At 70.5% G+C, this 21,965-nt stretch carries 24 protein-coding genes; 13 read left to right on the forward strand and 11 right to left on the reverse strand.

Going from position 1 to position 21,965, the window contains the following annotated elements; translation table 11 throughout:
- Positions 1–5 precede the first annotated feature (5 nt).
- From KPL78_RS23490 to KPL78_RS23505, 4 genes are all read left to right on the forward strand, one after another.
- Complete coding sequence (locus KPL78_RS23490; RefSeq protein ID WP_219765411.1) at positions 6–992, forward strand: formate dehydrogenase subunit gamma; 987 nt, start codon at positions 6–8, stop codon at positions 990–992.
- 78 nt (positions 993–1,070) lie between these two features.
- On the forward strand, positions 1,071–1,601 hold the full coding sequence (mobB, locus tag KPL78_RS23495; RefSeq protein ID WP_369412837.1) for a molybdopterin-guanine dinucleotide biosynthesis protein B: 531 nt from the start codon (positions 1,071–1,073) through the stop codon (positions 1,599–1,601).
- Complete coding sequence (locus KPL78_RS23500; RefSeq protein ID WP_219765412.1) at positions 1,602–2,852, forward strand: molybdopterin molybdotransferase MoeA; 1,251 nt, start codon at positions 1,602–1,604, stop codon at positions 2,850–2,852.
- Entirely contained in the window at positions 2,849–3,208 is a 360-nt protein-coding gene (locus tag KPL78_RS23505; RefSeq protein WP_219765413.1) for a hypothetical protein, read from the forward strand. The genes KPL78_RS23500 and KPL78_RS23505 overlap by 4 nt, the downstream gene beginning before the upstream one ends.
- Before the next feature lie 12 nt (positions 3,209–3,220).
- On the opposite strand, the gene KPL78_RS30435 is transcribed toward KPL78_RS23505, so the two are convergent.
- The 11 genes from KPL78_RS30435 to KPL78_RS23555 all read right to left on the reverse strand — a co-directional run bounded on the left by KPL78_RS30435 (position 3,221) and on the right by KPL78_RS23555 (position 12,377).
- Positions 3,221–3,346, reverse strand: a complete 126-nt coding sequence (locus KPL78_RS30435) for a hypothetical protein (protein ID WP_255569369.1) — start codon at positions 3,344–3,346, stop codon at positions 3,221–3,223.
- 23 nt (positions 3,347–3,369) lie between these two features.
- Positions 3,370–4,014 carry a molybdenum cofactor guanylyltransferase MobA gene (gene mobA / locus KPL78_RS23510; RefSeq protein ID WP_219765414.1) on the reverse strand — a complete coding sequence of 215 codons (645 nt, stop codon included), beginning with the start codon at positions 4,012–4,014 and terminating at the stop codon, positions 3,370–3,372.
- Positions 4,004–4,900, reverse strand: coding sequence for a formate dehydrogenase accessory sulfurtransferase FdhD (gene fdhD, locus KPL78_RS23515; RefSeq protein WP_219765415.1), 897 nt, complete (start codon positions 4,898–4,900; stop codon positions 4,004–4,006). Before fdhD ends, mobA begins: the two co-directional genes overlap by 11 nt.
- A 348-nt stretch (positions 4,901–5,248) precedes the next feature.
- Positions 5,249–5,854, reverse strand: a complete 606-nt coding sequence (locus KPL78_RS23520; protein WP_219765416.1) for a C39 family peptidase — start codon at positions 5,852–5,854, stop codon at positions 5,249–5,251.
- Positions 5,851–6,648: a creatininase family protein gene (locus KPL78_RS23525; protein ID WP_219765417.1), complete on the reverse strand. Its 798-nt coding sequence runs from the start codon at positions 6,646–6,648 to the stop codon at positions 5,851–5,853. Before KPL78_RS23525 ends, KPL78_RS23520 begins: the two co-directional genes overlap by 4 nt.
- A 1-nt stretch (position 6,649) precedes the next feature.
- Positions 6,650–7,222, reverse strand: a complete 573-nt coding sequence (locus tag KPL78_RS23530) for a peroxidase-related enzyme (RefSeq protein WP_219765418.1) — start codon at positions 7,220–7,222, stop codon at positions 6,650–6,652.
- Positions 7,223–7,267: 45 nt separating this feature from the next.
- The gene (gene ftsY / locus KPL78_RS23535) at positions 7,268–8,203 is read right to left on the reverse strand and encodes a signal recognition particle-docking protein FtsY (protein WP_369412846.1); all 936 of its coding nucleotides are present in this window, start codon (positions 8,201–8,203) and stop codon (positions 7,268–7,270) included.
- Positions 8,204–8,505: 302 nt separating this feature from the next.
- The gene (gene mtaB / locus KPL78_RS23540) at positions 8,506–9,750 is read right to left on the reverse strand and encodes a tRNA (N(6)-L-threonylcarbamoyladenosine(37)-C(2))-methylthiotransferase MtaB (RefSeq protein ID WP_432761292.1); all 1,245 of its coding nucleotides are present in this window, start codon (positions 9,748–9,750) and stop codon (positions 8,506–8,508) included.
- Entirely contained in the window at positions 9,747–10,577 is an 831-nt protein-coding gene (gene dapF / locus KPL78_RS23545; protein WP_219765421.1) for a diaminopimelate epimerase, read from the reverse strand. The genes mtaB and dapF overlap by 4 nt, the downstream gene beginning before the upstream one ends.
- A gap of 305 nt (positions 10,578–10,882) precedes the next feature.
- On the reverse strand, positions 10,883–11,569 hold the full coding sequence (locus KPL78_RS23550; protein WP_219765422.1) for a DNA-3-methyladenine glycosylase I: 687 nt from the start codon (positions 11,567–11,569) through the stop codon (positions 10,883–10,885).
- A gap of 202 nt (positions 11,570–11,771) precedes the next feature.
- Positions 11,772–12,377, reverse strand: a complete 606-nt coding sequence (locus tag KPL78_RS23555) for a protein phosphatase CheZ (protein WP_219765423.1) — start codon at positions 12,375–12,377, stop codon at positions 11,772–11,774.
- Positions 12,378–12,570: 193 nt separating this feature from the next.
- Here KPL78_RS23555 and rpmI point away from each other — a divergent pair, with 193 nt between their 5' ends.
- The 9 genes from rpmI (at position 12,571) to KPL78_RS23600 (ending at position 21,927) form a co-directional block, all read left to right on the forward strand.
- Positions 12,571–12,777 (forward strand): 50S ribosomal protein L35, encoded by a 207-nt coding sequence (rpmI, locus tag KPL78_RS23560; protein ID WP_219765424.1) that lies wholly within the window; start codon positions 12,571–12,573, stop codon positions 12,775–12,777.
- Positions 12,778–12,792: 15 nt separating this feature from the next.
- The gene (gene rplT / locus KPL78_RS23565) at positions 12,793–13,149 is read left to right on the forward strand and encodes a 50S ribosomal protein L20 (RefSeq protein WP_168040551.1); all 357 of its coding nucleotides are present in this window, start codon (positions 12,793–12,795) and stop codon (positions 13,147–13,149) included.
- A gap of 110 nt (positions 13,150–13,259) precedes the next feature.
- Positions 13,260–13,649, forward strand: coding sequence for a hypothetical protein (locus KPL78_RS23570; RefSeq protein WP_219765425.1), 390 nt, complete (start codon positions 13,260–13,262; stop codon positions 13,647–13,649).
- Positions 13,649–14,728 carry a phenylalanine--tRNA ligase subunit alpha gene (gene pheS, locus KPL78_RS23575; protein ID WP_219765426.1) on the forward strand — a complete coding sequence of 360 codons (1,080 nt, stop codon included), beginning with the start codon at positions 13,649–13,651 and terminating at the stop codon, positions 14,726–14,728. Before KPL78_RS23570 ends, pheS begins: the two co-directional genes overlap by 1 nt.
- 288 nt (positions 14,729–15,016) lie before the next feature.
- Positions 15,017–17,512, forward strand: coding sequence for a phenylalanine--tRNA ligase subunit beta (gene pheT / locus KPL78_RS23580; RefSeq protein WP_219765427.1), 2,496 nt, complete (start codon positions 15,017–15,019; stop codon positions 17,510–17,512).
- Complete coding sequence (locus KPL78_RS23585; RefSeq protein ID WP_219765428.1) at positions 17,509–18,684, forward strand: MFS transporter; 1,176 nt, start codon at positions 17,509–17,511, stop codon at positions 18,682–18,684. Before pheT ends, KPL78_RS23585 begins: the two co-directional genes overlap by 4 nt.
- A 315-nt stretch (positions 18,685–18,999) precedes the next feature.
- Positions 19,000–20,232 (forward strand): extracellular solute-binding protein, encoded by a 1,233-nt coding sequence (locus tag KPL78_RS23590; protein ID WP_219765429.1) that lies wholly within the window; start codon positions 19,000–19,002, stop codon positions 20,230–20,232.
- 7 nt (positions 20,233–20,239) lie between these two features.
- Positions 20,240–21,103 (forward strand): carbohydrate ABC transporter permease, encoded by an 864-nt coding sequence (locus tag KPL78_RS23595; protein WP_219765430.1) that lies wholly within the window; start codon positions 20,240–20,242, stop codon positions 21,101–21,103.
- Positions 21,103–21,927 carry a carbohydrate ABC transporter permease gene (locus tag KPL78_RS23600; protein ID WP_255569395.1) on the forward strand — a complete coding sequence of 275 codons (825 nt, stop codon included), beginning with the start codon at positions 21,103–21,105 and terminating at the stop codon, positions 21,925–21,927. Before KPL78_RS23595 ends, KPL78_RS23600 begins: the two co-directional genes overlap by 1 nt.
- Positions 21,928–21,965 lie beyond the last annotated feature (38 nt).

Genomic DNA, 21,965 nt, shown 5'->3' on the forward strand with positions numbered 1-21,965 from the left:
ACGCCATGTCGATCCGCATCCTCCTCCTGTTCGCCGCGCTGCTGGCCGGTACGCCTGCCTTCGCGCAGCAACAGCCATCGGGCACGCCGCCGCTCGCCGATGAACTCGCCATCCAGGCGCTGTTGCAGGGCAATACCGTGCACGGGCGGGTGACCATTCCAGACCAGCGCGCCGCCAATCTGATCCAGCCGCAGGGGCGGGAATGGCGCGAATTCCACAACGTCACCCTGGCCTGGGTGGGCGGCATCGCGGTGGTCGGCATGCTGGTGCTGCTGACCGCCTTCTACCTGATTCGCGGGCGCATCCCGATCCAGGGTGGCCGTTCGGGCCGCACCATCCTGCGCTTCGACCTGTTCGAGCGCACGAACCACTGGATGGTCGCCTCCTGCTTCATCGTGCTGGCGCTGTCGGGCCTCAACCTGACCTTCGGGCGGCATGTGCTGCTGCCGCTGATCGGGCCTTCGGCCTTCACCACCGTCACCGAGATCGGCAAGTACGCCCACAACTTCCTGGCCTTCCCCTTCACCCTCGGCCTGCTGTTCATGCTGCTGCTCTGGGCGAAGGACAACATCCCGAACGGCAATGACATCCGCTGGCTGAAGGCGGGTGGTGGCTTGGTCGGGCATGGCGAACCGCCGAGCGGCCGCTTCAACGCCGGCCAGAAGGGGATCTTCTGGATCACCGTGCTGGGCGGCGCGCTGGTCGCGGCCAGCGGCTACATGCTGATCTTCCCGTTCTTCTTCACCGATATCCAGGGCATGCAGCTCAGCCACATGCTGCACAGCATCCCGGCGGTGCTGCTGATCGCGGTGATGCTGGCCCATATCTACATCGGCACGATCGGCATGGACGGCGCGGTGGAGGCGATGACCACCGGCCAGGTGGACCTCAACTGGGCGAAGCAGCACCACAACCTCTGGGTCGAGCAGGAACTCGCCAAGGGACGCGGCGCCACCCCGCCGGTGCGGGCGAAACCGACCGGCGGCGATTGACCCTGGGCCGCACCGGACGCAGATGGAACGGGCGCATGGCGGTTGTCATGCGCCCGTCGTATTTCCGGGAGTTCTGACGTGACGCGCATCATCGGCCTCGCCGGCTGGAGCGGGGCAGGCAAGACGACGCTGATGGTCAAGCTGCTGCCCTGCCTGATCGGGCGCGGGCTGTCCGTCTCCACGCTGAAGCACGCGCATCATCGCTTCGACGTGGATCAGCCGGGCAAGGATTCCTGGGAGCACCGGCAGGCGGGCGCGCAGCAGGTGATGGTTGCCTCCGGCGCGCGCTGGGCGCTGATGACCGAACTCCGCACGGCCCGCGAGCCGACCCTGCCCGAACTCGTCGCGCGCATGGACCCGGCGGATCTGATCATCGTCGAAGGCTACAAGCGCGACGCCCACCCCAAGATCGAGGTGCACCGCGTGGCGAACGGCAAGCCCTGGATGCGACCGGACATGCCGGGGATCGTGGCGGTCGCGTCCGACGTGCCGCCACCCTATGACCTGCCGCGCGCGGCGCTGGACGACATCGAGGCCATCGCCGGCCTGGTGATGGCGCATGCGCAGCCGCTCGACGCCATCGCCTGGGCCGAGCGGCAGGAGGCCTGAGTGGCGCAGCTCAGCGACGACTGCTTTGCCTTCGGCGGCGCGCTGATGGCGGTGGAGGAAGCGCAGGCGCTGATCGCCGCGCGCATTCCGCCGGCCGAGGGCGAGGAACTGGTCGCGCTGGCCGCCGCGCGCGGGCGGGTGCTGGCGCGTGAGCTGGTTGCGCCGCTGCCGCTGCCGCCTTTCGCCAACGCTGCCGTCGATGGCTGGGCCTTCCGCCATGCCGATCTGCGCGAGGATGGTCCGACGCGGCTCGTCGAAGCCGGACGGGTGGCCGCAGGCCATGTGGCGGCCGCGCCCGTCGCGCCGGGCCAGGCGGTGCGCGTCTTCACCGGCGCGCCCATGCCCCCGGGCGCCGAGACCTGCGTGATGCAGGAAGACGTCTCGCGCGACGGCGGCGCCATCCTCGTGCCGCCCGGGCTGAAGCGTGGCGCCAATGCGCGGCCGGCGGGGGAGGATGTGGCGCAGGGCGCGGTCGCGCTCGAGGCCGGGCGGCGGATCGGGCCGGCGGAGATCGGACTCGCCGCGGCGCTTGGGCGGACGCATCTCGCGGTGCGTCCTCTGCCGCGCGTGGGGGTCTTCTCGACCGGGGATGAACTGGCCGAGCCCGGCGCGGCGCTGGGCCCGGCACAGACCTACGACAGCAACCGCTTCACGCTGCTGGCGCTGCTGGGCGGGCTGCCCTGCGCGGCGAGCGACCTCGGCATCCTGCCGGACGATCCTGGCCGCACGGCGGCGGCGCTCGCCGAGGCCGCGCGCACCCATGACCTGCTGCTGACCAGCGGCGGCGTCTCGACCGGGGAGGAGGACCATGTCCGCGCCGCCATCGAGGCCGGCGGGACGCTGGTCTTCTGGCGCCTGGCGGTGAAGCCGGGCCGGCCGGCAGCGATGGGCATGGTGGGCGGCACGCCGGTCGTCGGGCTGCCGGGCAACCCGGTGGCGGCGGTCGTCTGCTTCCTGCACCTGGCGCGGCCGCTGCTGCTGCGCCTGGCCGGCGCGGCCGGCACGCCCCTGGCGCGCTTCGGCGCCGTGGCGGATTTCGCCTACCGCAAGAAGCCGGGGCGGCGGGAATATGTGCGGGTGACGCTGGCGGAGGCAGATGGCGTGACGCAGGCGCGCAAGTTCCCGCGCGAAGGGGCCGGGCTGCTCTCCTCCCTGACGGAGTCCGACGGCTTCGCCGAACTGCCCGAGGACGTGACCGCCGTCGCGCCCGGCGATCGCATCATGGTGCTGCCCTTCGCCGGCCTGTTGTGATCGACGGGACGGCCTCCGCGCTGCTGCTGTGCGTGCTCGGTCTGGTGCTGCTGCGGCGGGATCTGGACGGGCTGGTGCGGCGGCTGACCTGGCGGCGCGCCATCGGTCGGATCGTCTTCCTGCCGACGGCCTCCGGGCCGTCCTGGCGGATCGATTTCACCCTGCCGGCCGGCGGCACGATCGAGATCGTCACCACCGATCTCCGCCTGATCGCGCGGCGGGAAGGGGAGGGCGCGGTGCCGCTGCTCTACGATCCGTCCGAGCCCACGCGCATCGATCTGCCGACCCGACCCGGACTGCCCTTCGTGGTCGGGCTGGGTCTGCTGGGCCTAGGCGCCGCGCAGGCGCTGCGCTGACGCCCGGCCGCGTCAGAGGCGCGCGGCGTTGGAGGTGAAGGCGACCGCCGCGGTTTCCTGCACCTTGGTGTCGAGCACATAGGCCGCACCGACGGCGACCAGGGCCGCGATGACGATCCCGAACAGAATGGCCTTCATGACTGGCGCTTCCCGCGTTCAATTCACGCTTTGTCTATGGCGATCGGGTCGGCGCTTTGCAACAGCGGTAGCAGGCGCTCGGCTTCCGCCAGGTCCTCGGGGGCATTGGCGTTGAAGAACGGGTCGACCGGCGTGTCGGGCCAGTCGGCATGGGTGCAGCCATGGCGGGCGGTCCAGCGGTCGATCTTGCGCTCGCCGGCTATCAGCGCCGCACGCAAGTCGCGGCGCAGCGAGACCGGCCAGAGGCCGACCGGCGGATGCGTCTGGCCGCCGGACCGGGCACAGGCGAGGGGGAGGCCGGCAGCCTCCCGCGTGCTGTGCAGGCGCGCGACCAGGTCGGCCGGGATGAAGGGGGAATCGCCCGGGACCGAGATCACCCAGGGCAGGTCGGGTCGCTGTTCCGCTGCCCAGTCGAGCGCGGCGAGGATTCCCGCCAGAGGACCGGGATGATCGGGCAGCCCATCCGCGACCACCGGCAGGCCATAGGGTGCGAAGCGTGCCGGATCGCCATTGGCGTTCAGGATCACCGCGGCCGCCTGCGGCGCCAGGCGGTCCAGCGCATGGTCCAGCATCGGCCGGCCGCCCAGCATGCGCAGCGGCTTGTCGCCGCCACCCATGCGGCGTGCGAGCCCGCCGGCCAGCACCACGCCCAGCGTGTCAGCCCGCATCGTCGCCCGCAGCCATCGCCTCGGCGCTGTTCTTGCGCCAATGCTTCGCGGATTCCTCCTCGACGTAGTGCAGGTCAGCATCGAAGACGATGCGGTCCTCGCCCGACAGGGCGATGAAGCGCTTGCCCTTGCAGCGGCCGATGACGGTCAGCCCGGCCTCGCGCGCCAGCTCCACGCCCCAGGCGGTGAAGCCCGATCGCGAGACCAGGATCGGAATGCCCATGCGCACCGTCTTGATCACCATCTCCGAGGTCAGCCGCCCCGTGGTGTAGAAGATCTTGTCGCCGCCCGTCTCGCCATTGCGGAACATCCAGCCGGCGATCTTGTCCACCGCGTTGTGGCGGCCGACATCCTCCATGTAGACGACGGGCTGGTCCTCCCAGCACAGCGCGCAGCCATGGATCGCGCCGGCTTCCAGATACAGCGTCGGCAGCGTGTTGATCCGGTGCAGCAGGCGATAAAGCCACGAGGTCCGCAGCTCCGTCTTCGGCAGCCGGACCTGGGCGAAGCCCTCCATCAGGTCGCCGAAGGCCGTGCCCTGCGCGCAGCCCGAGGTCAGCGTCTTCTTGCGCAGCTTCTCCTCGAAATCCGTGCGTTCCGGCGTGCGCACCACCACCACGCCGAGGTCGTCGTCGTAGTCGACGCCCGTCACCTCGGCGTCGGGTTTCAGCATGCCCTGGTTCAGCAGGTAGCCGATGGCGAGATCCTCCGGCCGGTCGAGGATCGTCATCATCGTCACGATCTCCTGCCCGTTCAGGTAGAGCGTGAGCGGGCGTTCCACCGTGACGCTCGTCTCGATCGGCGCGCCGGTCTGGTCGATGCCAGTGACACGGCGCGTCAGGCGCGGATCGGTCGGGTCGGGCTGGACGCGGAGGAGGTCAGGCATGGGCGTGGACATGGCGCGGTCGGGGTAAGGGCGCAAGTTGGCGGGGCTCTGCTCCAAATTTGGCGCGTACGGACCGGAGAGGGGCTTTGCCCCTCTCCAGACCTTGGCGGCAGTGCCGCCAAGCCCACCAAAGGCCACAGGGCCTTTGGAAACCGTCATCCGTTGTCGGGTGCCGAAGTGGATCTCACGTCGGCGTGTGCTGTTTTGGACAAATTGCGCCGCCTTGATCTAGGAACATATCAAGAACGACGTCCCCTGTCCAGCGGACTGCCAGCCCAACTCAAGGATTCCAAAGGCCTTGCGGCCTTTGGTGGGGTGGGGTTCGGGGAGGGGCAAAGCCCCTCACCGTCACCGCAGGGCGATGCCGCGCCCGGCGTAGAACCGTGCGAATTCCGCCAGTGGCAGCCGCGCATCCATCTGGGTTTCCTTGCTGTCCCCGGACGGGTTGTGGAACCGCAGCAGGCCGCCCTGCACGCCGAACACTAGCACGAGGTGCCCGCCCTGTGATGGCGGCTCCGCGCCCGCGCCCGCGCGGCGGATGGCCGGATGCACCGAGGCGATGAAGAGGCCCCCGCCGGCGAGCATCTCCGGGATGGCCTCGGCGGCGACGTCCACGCGCACCTCGGCGGCGATGCCGTGCGCGTCGCGCAGCCAGGCGACGGCCGGGGCGTAGATCAGGCCGCGGATGTCCCCGTCGGGCCGCAGCACGTAGCCACCGCGATGCGTCAGTTCCCGCGCCAGGTCGAAGGCGCGGGGCGGGGTGATGCCTTGGGCGGCGAGGGCCATGCGCAGACAGGCCACGCCGCAGAGATGGTCCGCCCAGCGTTCGTAGTCCGCCGCGCCGGCCGCGCCGGAACGCGGCCAGAGCGGATCGTCCGCCGCGCGGAGCGTACCGGCGAGGATCTCGCCGATACGTTCCGCCGATTCCCATTGCCCGTGGAAGGGTGGGATCACCGCGGTCCCTGCGCGCGGCCGCGCCGCCAGACATCGTCGGGCGGGGACCAGTTGGCGGTGTCGCGCAGCTCGCGCGCGAGGCCTTCGGCCATGGCTTCGAAGATGGCCTTGCCCTTTTCGGGTGTGGCGGCGCGGGCGTCGCCGCGGACGCCGGTGACCGGGGCGCGTTCCGAGAAGGACCAGAAGCGCGAGGAGGCCTGGCTGCCGGCGTCGAAATTGCCGGGAGAGACGGAGTTCGCGATCTCCTCCATGCGCACCTGCGACGGGTCGAGATGCATCCAGATGCTGGTCTCGCCCTCGCAGGCGTGGTGGATCGCCTTCTGCGCGGTGAGGGCTGCGGAGATGGCGGCGGGCGCGACCTTGGTGATGGTCGTGGTCAGCACGGGAATGCCGAATTCATGCGCGAGTTCCCGCGCCGAGACGGCAAGCGGATCGATGTTGCCGCCATGGCTGTTGAACAGCATGACCTTGGAGAAGCCGTCCGCGAGCAGCGAGCGCACGATGCAGCGCAGGATGCCGGCGAAGGTCGCGTAGTCCACGCTGATCGTGCCGCCGAAGGGGAAGTGATGCTCGGACAGGCCGAGCCACATCGGCGGCAGGACGACCGCCGGGAGGTCCTCGCAGAGCTCCGCAGCGCGGACGGAAACGGAATGGCCGATGAAGCTGTCGGTCCAGACCGGCAGGTGCGGGCCATGCTGTTCGAGACTCGCGACAGGCACGACCACAACGGCGTCGCGTTCGGCGAGCGCGCGCAATTGCGGCGCCGTCAGGCGTTCCCAGCGGACTTCAGTCATCTCACCCTCTTCCCATGCCGTAGAATTCGTCATTGGGCCGCAGATTGGTGACGTTGGCCAGACGGTTGGACATACCGAAGAAGGCGGCGATGGCGGCGATGTCCCAGATCGCCTCGTCATCGAACCCCGATTTGCGCAGGGCCTTGTGGTCGTCCTCGTTCACCTCATTGGCGCGCAGCGTCACCTTGATGGCGAATTCCAGCATCGCCTTCTGCTTGTCGGTGATGTCGGCCTTGCGCCAGTTGGCGGCGACCTGGTCGGCGATCAGCGCGTTTTTCGCGCGGATGCGCAGGATCGCCCCGTGCGCGACGACGCAATACTGGCACTGGTTCAGCGCGGAGACGGCAACGACGATCATCTCGCGTTCCGCCTTGGTCAGGCCCTCCGACTTGTCCATCAAGGTGTCGTGATAGGCCATGAAGGCTCGGAACTCTTCCGGCCGGTGCGCGAGCATCAGGAAGACGTTGGGGATGAATCCGGACTTCTCCTGCACGGTCAGGATGCGCGTGCGGATGTCCTCGGGCAGCGTGTTGACGTCAGGAATGGGCGTGCGGGCGATTGGCTTCTTCGTCATGGCGTTCCTCATGAGAGGCGCGGACCATGACGCCGGAATCGTGGGTCAGTCCAGACCCAGCAACCCCCGCGCATAGTCGCGCGCGGCGAAGGGACGGAGGTCCTCGGCCTTCTCGCCGACGCCGACGACGTGGACCGGCAGGCCGAATTCCTGCGCCAGCGCGACGACGACGCCGCCCTTGGCGGAACCGTCCAGCTTCGTCACGGCGAGGCCGGAGACATCCACCATCTCCTTGAACACCTTCACCTGCTGCACGGCGTTCTGGCCGGTGGTGGCATCGAGCACGAGCAGCACGGAATGCGGTGCGGTGTCGTCCACGCGGCGGATGACGCGGATGACCTTGCGCAGTTCTTCCATCAGCGCCGACTTGTTGTGCAGCCGGCCGGCGGTATCGACCAGCAGCACGTCGAGGCCTTCCGCGCGCGCCGTGGTCAGCGCGTCGAAGGCCAGGCCGGCCGCATCGGCGCCCGCCTTGGCAGGCGGGAAGAAGCGGGCGCCGGTGCGGTCGGCCCAGACCTGAAGCTGCTCGACGGCGGCGGCGCGGAAGGTGTCGCCGGCGACGAAGCCGGTCTTCAGCCCCTGGTCGCGATACTGCTTGCCGAGCTTGGCGATGGTCGTCGTCTTGCCGGTGCCGTTCACGCCAACCACCAGCACGACATGTGGTGCGCGCGAGGTGTCGAGCATGAGCGGCTGCGCGACGGGGGCGAGGATGGCGGCGATCTCGTCGGCCAGCGTCGCCTTCACCTCCTCATCGGTGACTTCCTTGCCGAAGCGGGTGCGGCGGAAGGCCTCGACGATGCGGTGCGACGCGGCGACGCCGAGATCGGCGGCGATCAGTGTCTCCTCGAGTTCCTCCAGCGCCGCATCGTCCAGCTTCCGCTTGGTGAAGATGCCGGTGACGCTGTCGGTGAGCTTCGCGGTGGAGCGCGCCAGCCCGGCCTTGAGGCGGGAGAACCAGCCCTGGCGGGCTGGCTCCTGCATCATCGGCGGCGGGGCCTCGGCGGGGGGAAGCTGCGCGGGCGGGGGCAGCTCGACCGGCGGGGCCTCGATGGGCGGGTCCCGGAAGGGCGGGGGCGTCTCGGAGGGATGCTCCGGGATCGGTTCCTCGACCGGCGGCGGAGGTTCGGCCGGCGGCTCGGGGGGGCGAGGCGGGTTTTCCGGGGGCGGGCTGGGCGGGGGCGAGGGGGGCGGCGCCTCGGGCAGGGGGGCAGGCGGTGGGCCTGGCTGGTCCGGCACCGGGTCCGACCCGCCGCGCAGGCGGGTCCACAGGTCGCGCAGCGCCATCAGGCGGCCTCGGCCAGCAAGGCGTCGTTCGTCGCCGCCGTCACGCGCAGGCGGCGGATCTCGCCGGGGCGCGCGGCGCCGCTGGCCAGGCGAAGGGGGGCGAAGTGTTCGGTGTGGCCTCGGTCGGGATGTTCGAAGAGCACGGTTTCCTCCGCTCCGATACGCGCGGCGAACAGGCGCGCGGCTGCCTTGGCCCCGGCTTCCCGCAGCCGGGCCGCGCGTTCCTTGCGCAGGGGCACCGGCAGTTGCGGCATGCGCGCTGCCGGGGTGCCGGGACGTTCGGAATAGGGGAACACGTGCAGGAAGGAGAGGTTGCAGGCCTCGACCAACGAGAGGGTGTCGGCGAAGTGCTCGTCCGTCTCGGTCGGGAAGCCCGCAATAAGGTCGGCGCCGAAGACGACATCGGGGCGCAGCCTGCGCGCGCGGTCGGCGAGCGCGATCGCGTCCGCGCGCAGATGGCGCCGCTTCATGCGCTTGAGGATCATGTCGGAGCCGTGCTGCAGCGAGAGATGCAGGTGCGGCATCAGGCGGGGTTCCTCGGCGATCAGGCGCCAGAGGTCGTCATCGACTTCCACGGGATCCAGCGAGGATAGCCGCAGGCGCGGCAGTTCCGGCACCAGGGCGAGCAGCCGGCGGATCATCTGGCCGAGCGTCGGCCGGCCCGGCAGGTCGGGACCGTAGGAGGTGATGTCGACACCGGTCAGCACCACCTCGCTGTAGCCGGCCTGCACCAGGGCGCGGACCTGCTCGACGATTGCGCCCATCGGCACGGAGCGGGACGGGCCGCGGCCGTAGGGAATGACGCAGAAGGTGCAGCGATGGTCGCAGCCCTGCTGGACCTGCACGAAGGCGCGGGCGCGGCCGGCGAATTCGGTCACCAGATGTGCCGCCGTCTCGGTCGCCGCCATGATGTCGGTGACGGGGGCGGGGGGCGCGTCGAGGGCGGCCCAGGTCTCGGGCTTCAGCTTGTCGCCATTTCCGATGACGCGTTCGACGCCGGGGATGGCGGCCCACGTCTCCGGGGCGATCTGGGCGGCGCAGCCGGTGACGATGATGCGCGCGCCCGGATTGTCGCGATGGGCCTTGCGGATGGCCTGGCGGGCCTGGCGTTCGGCCTCGGCGGTAACGGCGCAGGTGTTGACGACGATGGCGCCGGCATGGCCCGCCTTCGTCGCCAGATCCCGCATTGCCTCGGACTCATAGGTGTTGAGGCGGCAACCGAAGGTGAGGATTTCGACCGTCACGCCGCGTAGCTTTCGAGGTCGAGCATGCCGCTGAAGGCGGTCGCGACGGGGCCGGTCATGAGCACGTGGCCGTCGGCCTCGCGCCATTCCATGGTCAGGTCACCGCCGGGCATGGAGACGGTCGCGCGCCGCGCCGTCAGGCCGCGGCGCACCGCGTTCACGATGGTCGCGCAGGCGCCCGACCCGCAGGCGAGCGTCATCCCCGCGCCGCGTTCCCAGATGACGACGCGGATATGGTCCGGGGCCAGCACCTGGGCGAAGCCGATATTGGCGCGGTCGGGGAAGACCGGGTCGTGTTCGAGCTTCGGACCGATGGTCGCGACGTCGCTGGCGTCGAGGTCGTCCACGAAGAAGGTCGCGTGCGGGTTTCCCATGGAACAGGCCGCGGCGTCCGATACCGGGCCGAGCGCGAGCGGCACGTGCAGCGTGTCGACCTCGCGCGCCAGGGGCACGTCGCGCCAGCCGAGGCGGGCGGGGCCCATGTCGGCGCGCCACAGTCCGCCGGGCAGGCGTTCGACCGGGAGTTCGCCGGCGATGGTGCGGACCACGACACGGTCGGCGCCGCGCTCCTCGGCGACCAGGGAGGCGATGCAGCGCGTGGCGTTGCCGCAGGCGCCGGCCTCGGAACCGTCCGGGTTCAGGATGCGCATGAAGACGTCGGAACCCGCCGGCGGGGGCTCCATGACGATGAACTGGTCGCAGCCGATGCCGAAATGCCGGTCGGCCACGGCCGCGGCGCGCGCGGGCGTGACCGGCAGCGCGGCGGCGCGCCCGTCCAGCACGACGAAGTCGTTGCCCAGGCCGTGCATCTTGCGGAAGGGGATCATCTCACCAGCGCATATAGAGCGACGGCCGGCCGGCCGAAACCCTTGGCGGGCGCGGGGCTGAGGAGCGCGGGACTGGAGGGGACGCTGTCCCCTCCAGTCCTCCCCTGCCAGGTGCTTGGAGCACCTGGGCCGCAGGCGTCTGGCGATGGGCCGAGAGCGTACGCCGTCCCCTTGAAGCGCCGTTCCTGCGCGAACGCGTGTTTCGGCACCATTCTGCCAGCGGCGCACGGCGCCTGGTCGAGGCTTCCAAGGGCCCTTCGGCCTAGGGGGCTCCGGGGAGGGGAAAAGCCCCTCTCCGGCCGCCATCAATGCCCGGGGCTGTCCACGCTCATCGCGAGCACGCGGCTGATTGCGGTCAGGTCCCGCCCGGACTCCTCGGCCCAGGTGTTGAACGCCGCCTGCACCGCCGCGAAGTCCCGCTTTGCGGTGGGGGCCTTGTCGATCACGCCTTCGCGGACCAGGGCGGCGACCATGTCAGGCGTGGCGATGAAGGCGGGCTTGCCGATGCCGCGCAGGAAGCGCCCGGCGGCGTCGCCGCCCAGGTGGCCGCCGCGTTTGCGGAGAAGGTCCAGCAGGCCGACATGGTCGCTGTCGGGCCAGTCGGCGAAGAAGCGCGCGGCGCTGCCGTGCTTCTCGGCGAGGTCGAGCAGCAATTGCGCATTCACCTGCACCGCACGGATCTTGGCCGCGTTGCGCACGATGCCGCGGTCCTTGAGCAGGGCGTCGAATTGCTCCTCGGTCATGAAGGCGTTGCGGCGGGGGTCGAAGCCTTCGAAGGCGGCCTCGAACGCCGGCCATTTGTCGGCGATGACCTTGGCGGAGAAGCCTGCGTTGAAGATGCGCCGGGTCATCTCGGCGAGGATGCGGTCATCGGGTGTCGCGGCGATCTCGGCGGGGCTGCGCGGGGCGGTTTCGGCGAGCATGGCCTCGAGCGCGGCGGGGCCGCCCTTGCGTGCGGCCGCGAGGGCGAAGATGGCTTGGAAATCCCGCATGACGGCGCCGTTGCCTCCGGTTGCGGGATGTATTTTGGAGCGACCGTTCCGGATTTGCCAGGGGTCAGGGACCGTATTGAAACGTGTGGCACGGCCTGTACCCCTGACCGGCAACCCAAGGACAGTATGCTGAACTGGGTGGCTTGGTGGGCGTGCGGGCCGGACACTGAAATGCGCCGAACGGTGCATTCCGAACGATTCTTCAGCCGTTCAGCAGCCGGTCGATCTCGGCCTGGGCGAGGTCCGGGCCTGCGGCGGCGGCCGGTTCCACCGTGGGGGCGTGGCCGAGGATCTCGACGCGCGGCGCGTCAGGCGTGCCGATGCCTGGCACCAGGCCTTCCAGCATGGTTTCCACCTGCTGGAGCTGCTTGATGGCGCGGCGGATGCGCTGGCCGGTCAGGTCCTGGAAGGAACAGGCCTGGAAGATGGTGTTCACCCGCTCGGTCAGGGCGGCGAGGGCGGTGGCGTCGTTGCCGCCGTCGTCGAGCCAGGTCTGGATGGCCTCCGCGGCTTCGAGGATGGTGTCGGCGGCCGATTCCGTGGCCTGGACCACGGCTTCCAGCTCCAGCCCGGAATTCCGGGCGCCGCTGGCCGGGATGGCGATCAGCCGGGCGATCTGGGCATGGACCTCGGCGATGCGGTTGCCGAGGGCCTCCTCGGTCATGCCCATCAGTTGGACCGAGGCGGAGACCTCGGCGCTGAGTTCGGCGATCCGGCGGTCGACAAAGGCGCGCAGGGCGGCGAAATGCGGCGCCAGGGCCTGGTCGAGGCTGTCGGGCGGCAAGGCGGGGGCGGTGTCCAAGGGCATGGCCTTCCGTCGGATCGGCGGGAAAACGACAGGAAACACCGGCAAGCGTGAAGGTCCGGTTGCCATGGGCGGGGCAGGGGTCTATACGCCCGCCTCCCGCGTCGTGGCCCCATGGACATGCCCGGCCGGGAAGACGCGTCCCCGCCGCATGGTGTGGCGATCCGGGACGCACCCACCCCGCAAGGAGGGCCAAATGTCCAAGATGAAGACGAAGTCGAGCGTGAAGAAGCGCTTCCGACTGACCGCCACGGGCAAGGTGAAGGCCGGCGCCGGCAACAAGCGCCACATGCTGACCGCCAAGACCACCACCATGAAGCGCCAGAACCGCGGCATGTTCGTCCTCGACAAGCAGGACGGCGATACCGTGAAGCAGTGGCTGCCCTATGGGCTGGACCGGTAAGGAAGGGGCGCAGCAATGGCTCGTGTAAAGCGCGGCGTTACCAAGCACGCCCGTCACAAGAAGGTCCTCAAGCTCGCCGAGGGCTATGTCGGCCGGTCTTCGACCGCCTATCGCCCCGCGCTCGAGCGCGTCGAGAAGGCGCTGCAGTACGCCTATCGCGACCGCCGCAACAAGAAGCGGGAGTTCCGTGGTCTCTGGATCCAGCGCATCAACGCCGCGGTCCGTGAGCATGGCCTGACCTATTCCCGCTTCATCGCCGGCATCAAGGCGGCGGGGATCGAGATGGACCGCAAGGTGATGGCGGCCCTCGCCTTTGACGAACCGGCGGCCTTCGCGGCGCTGGTCGAGCAGGCGAAGGCCAAGCTGGCCTGACCGCCCAGGCCCGGGGGGTTCCCCCGGACCGCTTCAGCGTTTAGCAGAGGGCCGCATCCCGGGTGACCGGGGCGCGGCCCTTCGTGCTTGAGCCAAGCCCAGACACCGCCATGACCATTGCCAGGATCGTCGATGAACTGCGCATCCGCTTCGACAATGACGGCGAGGCCTTTGCGGTCGAGGACGTCGACCTCGACGCCTGGCAGGCCGAGAGCGGCCTGGACCGCGGGGACGTGCTGGACGCGCTCGGGCTTCACCTGGCGCGGGGCTTCGCGTCGCGAACGCTCGACTTCGATTTCTGCGACAGGGTCGTGAACGCCGTGATCTGGCATGTCTGGCTGGATCGGGACGACGAAAATCGGCGTCCGGACCTCTTCTGCGCGGTCTTCGAGGCCTTCGAGGCCGGCGAGGGTGCCGATCTCGGCGACCCCATGACCGAGACGGCCGAGCGCGACACACGACCTCTCATCGACGACATCCTGGGACGGACGAGACACTGATGTCAGACGATCTGGCCACCCTGCAGGCCGAGACCGAAACGGCCCTGGCCGCCGCCACCGACCTGCGCGCGCTGGACGCGGTGCGGGTCGGCGTCCTCGGCAAGTCCGGCAGCCTCACCGGCCTGCTGAAGGGCCTGGGCGGCGTGCCCGCCGAACAGCGCAAGGAGCGCGGCGCCGCGCTGAACCGGCTGAAGGGCAGCATCGAGGCCGCGCTGGAAGCCCGCCGCGTCGTGCTCGACGCCGCTGCGCTGGATGCGCGCCTGGCCGCCGAGCGCATCGACGTGACCCTGCCGCCGCGCGCTTCCGCCCCGGGCACCGCTTCCGATGGCGGCATCCACCCCATCGCGCGGACGACCGAGGAACTCACCGCCCTGTTCGGCGCCATGGGCTTCAAGGTCGCCGAAGGGCCCGACATCGAAGGCGACTGGTTCAACTTCGGGGCGCTCAACATCCCCGACCACCACCCTGCCCGCCAGGACCACGATACCTTCTACCTGCCCGAGGCCGGCGGCAGCCGCCCCGTGCTGCGCACCCACACCTCCCCCGTGCAGATCCGCACCATGCTGGGGCAGGAACCGCCGATCCGCGTCATCGTCCCCGGCCGCACCTACCGCGCCGACCACGACGCGACCCACTCGCCCATGTTCCACCAGGTCGAAGGCCTGGTGATCGACCGCGGCATCACCCTCGGCCACCTCAAGGGCTGCCTGATCGATTTCCTGCGCGCCTTCTTCGGCATCGCCGACCTGCCGGTGCGCTTCCGCTCCTCCTACTTCCCCTTCACCGAGCCCTCGATGGAAGTGGACATCGGCTGGTCGAAGAAGACCGGCGAGCTCGGCAAGGGCGGGGATTGGCTGGAAATCCTGGGCTCGGGGATGGTGCACCCGAAGGTGCTCGCGAATTGCGGCATCGACCCGCGCGAGTGGCAGGGCTTCGCCTTCGGCATGGGGATCGAACGCATCACCATGCTGAAGCACGGCATCCCGGACCTGCGGCCGTTCTACGAGGCAGATATCCGCTGGCTGAAGCATTACGCGGCAAGCCCGCTGGCGCCGGCGACGCTGCATGACGGGGTGTGAGGTCAGGGAGGGCTTCGCCCTCCCCAAACCCCTCCCATCGGGGGAAAGTATTCCCCCGAATCCCCCTTCTATTTTTGTCCGTTGGACTGATGCGCGGGACGCGACCGGAACACACGATCGCCGCATACCGCGCACCGCACCAAGTGATGGTTTCCAAAGGCTTTTCGGCCTTTGCCGGGTGGATCGGAGGGGCGGAGCCCCTTCGAACAATGATGGTGGTTTGGAGGGGCAAAGCCCCTCCAACCTTCAACTGACACGAATGGGGCCAAGCCCCACGAGGCTGCCGCGATGAAGTTCACGCTCTCCTGGCTCAAGGACCATCTCGACACCGACGCTTCCGTCGACGAGATCGCCCGCACGCTGAACGCCATCGGCCTCGAGGTCGAAGGCATTGAGGATCGCGGCGCCGCCCTCGCCAACTTCCGCATCGCCCGCGTCATCGAGGCCGTGCAGCACCCCAACGCCGATCGCCTGCGCCAACTGCGCGTCGATATCGGCGATGGCGTCGAGCGTTCGGTCGTCTGCGGCGCGCCGAACGCGCGCACGGGGCTGGTCGGCGTCGCCGCGCTGCCCGGCGAATTCGTGCCGGGCACGGGCGTGACGCTGAAGGTCGGCGAGATCCGCGGCGTGAAGTCCGAGGCGATGATGCTCTCGATGCGGGAGATGGGCCTCGGCGACGACCATAGCGGCATCGTCGACCTGCCGGAGGATGCGCCGGTCGGCGGGTCTTACGTGAAGTGGGCAGGGTTGGATGATCCGATCATCGAGATCAGCATCACGCCCAACCGCGGCGATGCGCTGTCGGTGCGCGGCGTGGCGCGGGACCTGGCGGCGGCAGGGCTCGGCACGCTGAAGCCGTGGGCGGCGCCGAAGGCCGCGGCGGCCTATCCCTCGCCGCTGACCTGGACCATCGAGGACCCGCGCGCCTGCCTCTGGGTGCTGGGCCGCGCAGTGCGGGGCCTGAAGAACGGGCCCTCGCCCAAGTGGATGCAGGATCGGCTGACGGCGATCGGGCTGCGGCCGATCAGCGCGCTGGTGGACATCACCAACTACTTCACCTTCGACCTCGGCCGGCCGCTGCATGTCTTCGACGTGGCGAAGGTGAAGGGCAAGACGCTCGCGATGCGCATGGCGCGCGAAGGCGAGACGCTGCACGCGCTGAACGGCAAGGAATACGCGCTGACGCCCGAGGACGGCATCATCACCGATGAGGCGGGGCCCGAGGCGCTGGGCGGCGTGATGGGCGGCGAGCCGTCGGGCTGCGACGAGACCACCACCGAGTGCTTCATCGAATGCGCGTTGTTCGACCCGGTGCGCGTCGCGCTGTCCGGGCGGCGGCACGACCTGCGCAGCGATGCGCGGGCGCGCTTCGAGCGTGGCCTCGATCCTGCCTTCCTGCCGGATGCGCTGGAAGCGGCGACGCGCATGATCATCGAACTGTGCGGCGGCGAGGCGAGCGAGATCAGCGCGGCGGGTGCCGAGCCCGCCTGGGCGCGCAGCGCGACGCTGCGCTTCGAGCGCGTGAGCAGCTATGGCGGGCTCGACCTGCCGGCCGAGGAATCGGTCGGACGGCTGGAGCGGCTGGGCTTCGCGGTGCAGGCGCGTGACGATGCGTCGGTCACCGTCGCGGTGCCGTCCTGGCGCAACGACGTGGCGTCGGACCTCTCGGCCTATCGGGCCGGCGGCGGGGCGCTGACGCAGTTCGCGGGGCTGGATCCGGCCAAGGCCGCGAAGGCCGCGGAGGGCTGCGCGGTCATCGAGCCGGAGGCCGACCTGGTCGAGGAAGTGCTGCGGCTCGGCGGGCTGGATGCGGTGCCGCCGGTCTCGCTGCCGACCACGGCCATCATCCCGCCGGCCGCCTTCACGGCGAAGCAGTCGCGTGCCGCTCTGGCGCGTCGCGTGCTGGCCGCGCGCGGCATGCAGGAGAGCGTGACCTTCGCCTTCATGGAAGCGAAGACCGCCGCGCTGTTCGGTGCGACGCCGGAGGCGCTGCGCCTCGTGAACCCCATCGCGGCGGATCTGGACCAGATGCGCCCGACGCCGGTGGCGTCCCTGCTGCTGGCAGCGTCGCGCAACGCGGCGCGTGGCTTCGGGGATGTGGCGCTGGCGGAACTCGGCGCGGCCTATCGCGACATCACGCCGGACGGTCAGGCGGCCGTCGCTGCCGGCGTGCGGCATGGGTCGACGTCGCGCCATTGGGCCGAACCGGCACGCGGCATAGACGCCATGGATGCCAAGGGTGATGCCATTGCGGTGCTCGCCGCGCTCGGGGTGCCGATGGCGGCGTTGCAGGTCACCGCGGATGCACCGGGCTTCTACCATCCGGGCCGTTCGGGCGTGGTGCGGCAGGGGCCGAAGGTCGTGCTCGCCACCTTCGGGGAAATTCATCCCAAGGTGCTGGAGGCGCTGGACCTGCCCGGGCCAGCAGTAGCCTTCGAGGTCTTCCTCGATGCCGTTCCCGAACCCAAGCGCCGCAAGAAGGGCGCGCCCGACCTGCCGTCCTTCCAGCCGCTGCGCCGCGACTTCGCCTTCATCGTGGACGATGCCGTCGCGGCCGAAGCCCTGCTGCGTGCCGCGCGCGGTGCCGACAAGACGCTGATCACGGACGTCGCGCTGTTCGACGTCTATCGTGGCAAGGGCGTGCCGGACGGGGCCAAGAGCCTCGCCATCCAGGTCACGATCCAGCCGCGGGAGGCGACGCTGACCGACACCCAGATCGAGGACATCGCCGACCGCGTCGTCGCCGCCGTGGCGAAGGCGACGGGCGCGACGTTGCGCGCATGACCGGGGCCGCGGCCGGCAAGCGCCTGTATCTGGCGCTGCTGGCCGCGGCGCTCGTCCTGGTCCTGTCGGTCTGGTTCGCGGGAACCGTCGCCGTGCCGGGGCTGATCCGCGCGGGGCTGGTGACGCCGGGCCGGGCGGCCTGGTTGACCGCGGCGGTGCAACTCGGCTTCGTGGTCGGCACGCTGGTGAGCGCGGCGTTGTCGCTTGCCGACCGCCTCGATGGGCGGCGGCTGTTCCTGGCCTGCTCCCTGGTCGCCGCGGTGGCGACGGCGGCCCAGACGCTGGTCGCGCCCTCCGGCGTGGCCGCGCTGTTGTTGCGCTTCGTCGCGGGGGCGACCATGGTGGGCGTCTATCCGGTCGGGATGAAGCTCGCCGCATCCTGGGCGAAGGGGGATCTCGGGCTGCTGATCGGCATCGTGGTGGGGGCGCTGACGCTAGGGTCGGCGCTGCCGCATCTGCTGCCGGGGCTCGTCGGTTCGGTGGACTGGCGCGTGGCTTATGGCGGGGCAGGGGTGCTGGCCGCGTTGGGTGGGCTGATGGTGCTGGGGTTCCGGCCCGGTCCGGCGATCGGGGTGCGGCCGCCCTTCCATCCCAGCCAGATGCTGGAGGCGTGGCGGAACCGGGGGCTGCGCCTCGCGAACCTGGGGTATCTCGGGCACATGTGGGAGCTCTATGCCATGTGGGCCTGGATCGGGGTGTTCCTGTCCGGCGTGCTGGGGCGGGCGCAGGTCGGGGCCTGGGTGTTCGGCGTCATGGCGGCGGGATCGGCGGGGTGTGTGCTGGCGGGGCTGGCGGCGGATCGCTGGAGCCGCGCGCATGTGGCGGCGCTGTGCATGGTGGTGTCGGGGGGCTGCGCGCTGCTGATCGGGGCGGCTTCCGCCTGGCCGGGGCTGGCGTTGGGGCTCGCCTTCCTGTGGGGGTTCACGGTGGTGGCGGATTCGGCGCAGTTCTCGGCCTGTGTCGTGAGCCTGTCGCCGCCCGACTATGTGGGGACGATGCTGACGGTGCAGACCTCGATGGGGTTTCTGCTCACGGCGGTCGTCATTGGCGTGCTGCCCTATCTGATGGCGGCGATGGGGCCGGGGCCGGCCTTCGCGCTGCTGGGCATCGGGCCGCTGCTTGGGGCGGTGGCGATGTGGCGGCTGGCGCCGTTGTTGCCCAAGGCGCGCTGACGCCCCCCGGATTCCGCTGCCCCGCCTCGGGCCTGGCGGCCCAGCCGATGAGCCCGGCGCATGCGCCGACGCCGGGAAAGCCCGTGCTGCTCAAGACCCGGTATCGGTTTCCAAAGGCCCTGTGGCCTTTGGCGGGTGGGGGTCCGGGGGAGGGCAGAGCCCTTCCCCGCTCCGCGATTGCCATGGTCTTCGCGCATTTGGGGCGGCGCCGTTCCCGGTGTGCCCACCATAGTGTTCACGCCCCCGCAGCCAAACCGACATGCCGGTGTCACGTGCTCCCGGCAGGCAGTGCGCCTCCCCGAGGAGGATTCCCGCATGCGCATCCTGCGCCGCCTGTGCCTCGTTGCCCCCATGCTTGCCCTTGCCGCCCTGCCTGCGCGCGCTGAGGAGCGCCTTGTCATCGCCGGCCGCGATGCCGCCTTCGGCGATGCGTTGTCCCGCATGGTCGAGGCCTATCAGGCCCGCAATCCGGGCCTGCGCATCGAGCGGCTCGAGCTGCCCGGCGGTGCGCTCTACGAGCGCATCGCGGTGAATGCGCGGGAGCGCACCAAGGCGCTCGACGTGCTGATGCTGGATGACATCTGGGCGCCGGAGTTCATGGCCAATGGTTGGCTGGCCAATCTCGACACGCTGGGTGGCGTGCCGGGGGATTTCGTCGGGCCGGCCGATGCCGTGTCGCGCGGGGCGAACGGGCAGCGGCTGGCCGCGCCGATGGTCGGGAATGTGGCCATGTTCGCCTATCGCGCCGACCTGTTCCGGGCGGCGGGCCTGCCGGCGCCCACGACCTTCACCGCCGTCGCCGCGGCGGCCCGCACGCTGCGCGAGCGCGACCCGGGGATCACGCCGATCGCCTTCCGCGGCGTGCGTGGCAACCCGATCGTGACCGGGTTCATGCCGGTGCTCGGCGCCTTCGGCGGCGCGGTGGTGGATGCGCAGGGGCGTGCGGCGCTGGATAGCCCGGCGGCGCTCGCGGCGCTGGAATACTTCCTGTCGCTGAAGCCCTATCTGCCGCGCGGCGTCGAGACCTGGAACGCGACCGAGGTGCGTGAGGCCATGGAGCAGGGCCGCGTCGCCATCGCCCTGGAATTCTGGCCCGGCTGGGCCGGCACGCTGGATGATGCCGCGCGGTCGCGCGTGGTGGGCCAGGTGACCCTGGTCGCCCCGCCGGGCGAGCGCAGCGGCCCCGCGCCGATGCTGGGCGCCTGGCTGCTGGGTGTCGCCGCCGACAGCCCGAACGCGGCGCGCGCGGCGGATTTCATCCGCTTCGTCGTATCCGCCGAGAACCAGAAGCGCATCGCGCTCGAGACGGGCAATCCGCCGACGCTGGCCGCGCTCTACAACGATCCGGAGCTGGTGCAGCGCTTCCGCTGGTATCCGGCGCAGCTTGCCGCGTTGCAGGCCGCGCAGCCGCGCCCGCGCATCACGCAGTGGAACCGGGTGGAGGCGATCCTCGGCGAGCAGCTGCAGATCGCGCTGGTCGGCCAGGCCACGCCCGCCGAGGCGCTACGCGAGGCGAACCGCCAGATCCAGCGCGCGCTGGCGCGCTGACCGGGCGATGCGGGCCAGCACACGCCTGCTCGTCGTGCTGCTGGCCCCATCGCTGGTGCTGTTCGCGTTGCTGACGCTGTATCCGCTGCTGCGGGTGCTGCTGCTGGCCTTCACCGATTCCGACTACGGCTTCGAGGGCGCGGATTTCGTCGGCCTGGCGAACTTCGCGGAACTGGCCGAGGGCCGGGGTTTCCGCCGTGCCGCCTGGAACACCGTCGCCTTCGCGGTGATGGCGACGGTGGGGGAGGTGGTGCTGGGCCTCGCCCTCGCCTTGCTGCTGGACCGCGCCTTCCGCGGGCGGCGGCTGGTCACGCTGGTGCTGCTCGCGCCCTATGTGCTGTCGACCATCGTGGTGGGGGCCATCTGGCGGGCCTGGTTCCACTACGATGTCGGTTTTCTCAATACCGCGCTGCGCGGGGTGGGGCTGCCGGGTGTGCCCTGGCTGTTCGACCCCGTGCTCGCGCTGCCGTCCATCGCGCTGGCCGATCTCTGGCAGGCGACGCCCTTCTGCTTCCTGATCCTGTATGCCGGGCTGCGGTCCATCCCGCCCGACCTGCATGAAGCGGCGCGCATCGACGGCGCCGGCACCTGGGCGCGCTTCCGCGACATCACCCTGCCGTTGCTGTGGCCCTACATCCTGATCGCGGGGCTGATGCGGACGCTCGACAGCTTCAAGCTGTTCGACAAGGTCTATGCCATGACCGGCGGCGGGCCCGGCAATGCGACCGAGACGCTGTCCATGTTCGTCCAGCGCCTGGCCTTCCGCTTCTTCGACATCGGCATGGCGAGTGCCGCGGCGCTGGTGATGGTGGTGGTCGCGGGCGGGCTCGCAGCCATTTATGCGCGGCAGTTGATGCGGCCGCCGGCGTGATGGATCGCCCGGCCGGCCCCTGGCGCATCGCGGGCGGCATCGTCGCGGCGGCGATCTTCGCGCTGCCGCTGCTGTGGATGCTCGGGACGTCCTTCAAGCCGCCGGGGGAGTATGCGGCGGCCTCGGCCTCGCTCTGGCCGCGCCATCCGACGCTGATGCATTACGAGGCGGTGGCCGGCGCGCGGGTCGGGCGGGCGGTGGTGAACAGCCTGATCGTCACGGCGGGCACGACGTTGCTGGCGCTGCTCGCGGCCTATCCGGCGGCCTATGCGCTCGCGCGGTTGCGCTTTCCGCGGCGGCTCGATCTCGTCTTCCTGGTCTTCGTGCTGCTGGTGAAGCTGACCCCGCCGATCGTGCTGGCCGTGCCGCTGTACCAGGTGCTGCGGGTGCTCGGGCTGTTGGACACGCTGCCGGGGCTGGTGCTGGCGCAGCAGATCTATGCGCTGCCCTTCGCCATCTGGATGCTGCTCGGCTTCATCCGCGACGTGCCGGTGGCGCTGGAGGAGGCGGCGCGCATGGACGGCGCCCGGCTGCCGCGCATCCTGTGGGAGATCCTGGTCCCGGTCACCGCGGCCGGGCTGGCGGCGACCGCTGTGCTGGTGGCGATCGCCGCCTGGAACGAGTTCCTGTTCGCCTTCCTGTTCCTGCAATCGCCATCGAACTTCACCCTGCCGACCTTCATCGCGACGCGGATCAACGAGGACGAGACGCTGTGGGGGCAGCTCTCGGCGATCGGGGTGCTGGCGTCGCTACCGGTGCTGGCGCTGATCGGGGTGGTGCACCGGGCGCTGTCACGGGGGTTTGCGGGCGGGACGACGGGGTAGGGGCGTCCATCCCCGGGACGGACGCCGATCGCGGCCCG

It is taken from the genome of Roseomonas alba (genome assembly GCF_019430885.1).
In the GTDB taxonomy this organism is placed as follows: Bacteria; Pseudomonadota; Alphaproteobacteria; order Acetobacterales; family Acetobacteraceae; genus Neoroseomonas; species Neoroseomonas alba.

Bases quoted from the DNA above. Each gene is read 5' to 3' on its own strand.
- KPL78_RS23490 (WP_219765411.1), top strand. From the start codon at position 6: ATGTCGATCCGCATCCTCCTCCTGTTCGCCGCGCTGCTGGCCGGTACG.
- KPL78_RS30435 (WP_255569369.1), bottom strand. From the start codon at position 3,346: ATGAAGGCCATTCTGTTCGGGATCGTCATCGCGGCCCTGGTCGCCGTC.
- mobA (WP_219765414.1), bottom strand. From the start codon at position 4,014: ATGCGGGCTGACACGCTGGGCGTGGTGCTGGCCGGCGGGCTCGCACGC.
- fdhD (WP_219765415.1), bottom strand. From the start codon at position 4,900: ATGCCTGACCTCCTCCGCGTCCAGCCCGACCCGACCGATCCGCGCCTG.
- KPL78_RS23525 (WP_219765417.1), bottom strand. From the start codon at position 6,648: ATGACTGAAGTCCGCTGGGAACGCCTGACGGCGCCGCAATTGCGCGCG.
- KPL78_RS23530 (WP_219765418.1), bottom strand. From the start codon at position 7,222: ATGACGAAGAAGCCAATCGCCCGCACGCCCATTCCTGACGTCAACACG.
- ftsY (WP_369412846.1), bottom strand. From the start codon at position 8,203: ATGCAGGAGCCAGCCCGCCAGGGCTGGTTCTCCCGCCTCAAGGCCGGG.
- dapF (WP_219765421.1), bottom strand. From the start codon at position 10,577: ATGATCCCCTTCCGCAAGATGCACGGCCTGGGCAACGACTTCGTCGTG.
- KPL78_RS23550 (WP_219765422.1), bottom strand. From the start codon at position 11,569: ATGCGGGATTTCCAAGCCATCTTCGCCCTCGCGGCCGCACGCAAGGGC.
- KPL78_RS23555 (WP_219765423.1), bottom strand. From the start codon at position 12,377: ATGCCCTTGGACACCGCCCCCGCCTTGCCGCCCGACAGCCTCGACCAG.
- rpmI (WP_219765424.1), top strand. From the start codon at position 12,571: ATGTCCAAGATGAAGACGAAGTCGAGCGTGAAGAAGCGCTTCCGACTG.
- rplT (WP_168040551.1), top strand. From the start codon at position 12,793: ATGGCTCGTGTAAAGCGCGGCGTTACCAAGCACGCCCGTCACAAGAAG.
- KPL78_RS23570 (WP_219765425.1), top strand. From the start codon at position 13,260: ATGACCATTGCCAGGATCGTCGATGAACTGCGCATCCGCTTCGACAAT.
- pheS (WP_219765426.1), top strand. From the start codon at position 13,649: ATGTCAGACGATCTGGCCACCCTGCAGGCCGAGACCGAAACGGCCCTG.
- pheT (WP_219765427.1), top strand. From the start codon at position 15,017: ATGAAGTTCACGCTCTCCTGGCTCAAGGACCATCTCGACACCGACGCT.
- KPL78_RS23585 (WP_219765428.1), top strand. From the start codon at position 17,509: ATGACCGGGGCCGCGGCCGGCAAGCGCCTGTATCTGGCGCTGCTGGCC.
- KPL78_RS23590 (WP_219765429.1), top strand. From the start codon at position 19,000: ATGCGCATCCTGCGCCGCCTGTGCCTCGTTGCCCCCATGCTTGCCCTT.
- KPL78_RS23595 (WP_219765430.1), top strand. From the start codon at position 20,240: ATGCGGGCCAGCACACGCCTGCTCGTCGTGCTGCTGGCCCCATCGCTG.
- KPL78_RS23600 (WP_255569395.1), top strand. From the start codon at position 21,103: ATGGATCGCCCGGCCGGCCCCTGGCGCATCGCGGGCGGCATCGTCGCG.